The sequence below is a fragment of the Stenotrophomonas sp. NPDC077659 genome (assembly GCF_050268705.1).
Taxonomy (GTDB): Bacteria; Pseudomonadota; Gammaproteobacteria; order Xanthomonadales; family Xanthomonadaceae; genus Stenotrophomonas.
Genome location: NZ_JBNNHG010000298.1, coordinates 1 through 1,186, shown reverse-complemented (window position 1 = coordinate 1,186; position 1,186 = coordinate 1). Strand labels below are relative to the sequence as shown.

The 1,186-nt window shown below is 65.9% G+C and carries 1 protein-coding gene; it reads left to right on the top strand.

The genetic code is table 11. The features are described from left to right. The coding region (metK, locus tag ACQKDV_RS19610) for a methionine adenosyltransferase (RefSeq protein WP_427785888.1) at window positions 1-995 on the top strand (995 nt) is incomplete at its 5' end. Window positions 996-1,186 lie beyond the last annotated feature (191 nt).

Here is a 1,186-nt window from a genome sequence, read left to right as displayed (position 1 = left end):
CACTTCATGCCACGCCTGTGCGTTTACCTGCGCGGCCTGGGCGCGCCGGAGGCGGCGTGCTGAACCTGATCGGCAAGCAGTCGCCGCACATCGCCCAGGGCGTGGACCGCAAGAAGCCCGAAGAAATGGGCGCTGGCGACCAAGGCCTGATGTTCGGCTACGCTACCAACGAGACCGACAGCTTCATGCCGGCCGCGATCCATCTGTCGCACCGCCTGGTCGAACAGCAGGCCAAGATCCGCAAGAAGCGCAACTCGCCGCTGTCCTGGCTGCGCCCGGACGCCAAGAGCCAGGTCACCCTGCGCTATGAAAACGGCGTGGTCTCGGCCATCGACGCGGTGGTCCTGTCCACCCAGCACGCCCCGGGCATCAAGCAGAAGGACCTCATCGAGGCCGTCCGCGAAGAGATCATCAAGCCGGTGCTGCCGGCCAAGTGGCTGCACAAGGGCACCAAGTTCCACATCAACCCGACCGGCAAGTTCGAGATCGGTGGCCCGGTGGGCGACTGCGGCCTGACCGGCCGCAAGATCATCGTCGACACCTACGGCGGCTGGGCCCGTCACGGTGGTGGCGCTTTCTCCGGCAAGGATCCGTCCAAGGTCGACCGTTCGGCTGCCTATGCTGCCCGCTACGTCGCCAAGAACGTGGTGGCCGCCGGCCTGGCCGACCGTTGCGAAGTGCAGGTCTCCTACGCCATCGGCGTGGCGGAGCCGACCTCGATCTCGGTCACCACCTTCGGCACCGGCAAGATCAGCGACGACAAGATCGAGAAGCTGATCCGCAAGCACTTCGACCTGCGCCCGTACGGCATCATCAAGATGCTGGACCTGGTGCACCCGATGTACCAGCAGACCGCCGCCTACGGTCACTTCGGCCGCAAGCCGAAGGAATTCAGCTACCTCAACGGCGAAGGCGAGACCGTCAACGCAACGGCCTTCTCCTGGGAGAAGACCGACCGCGCCGCCGCCCTGCGCGCCGACGCAAAGCTGAAGTAAAGCCGACAGGTAGAGCCGGACCGGTAGAGCCGGCGGGTAGAGTCGACTGTTAGTCGACTGACCCTAGAGAAGGGCCGCGCAAGCGGCCCTTCTGCTTTCTGGTAGAGCCGGCCGCTGGCCGGCTTTTTCATGGTTGCCGGCCCGACCCCACGCCGCTGGTGGACCTGGGCGATGCCGAAACGCGTGCGGCG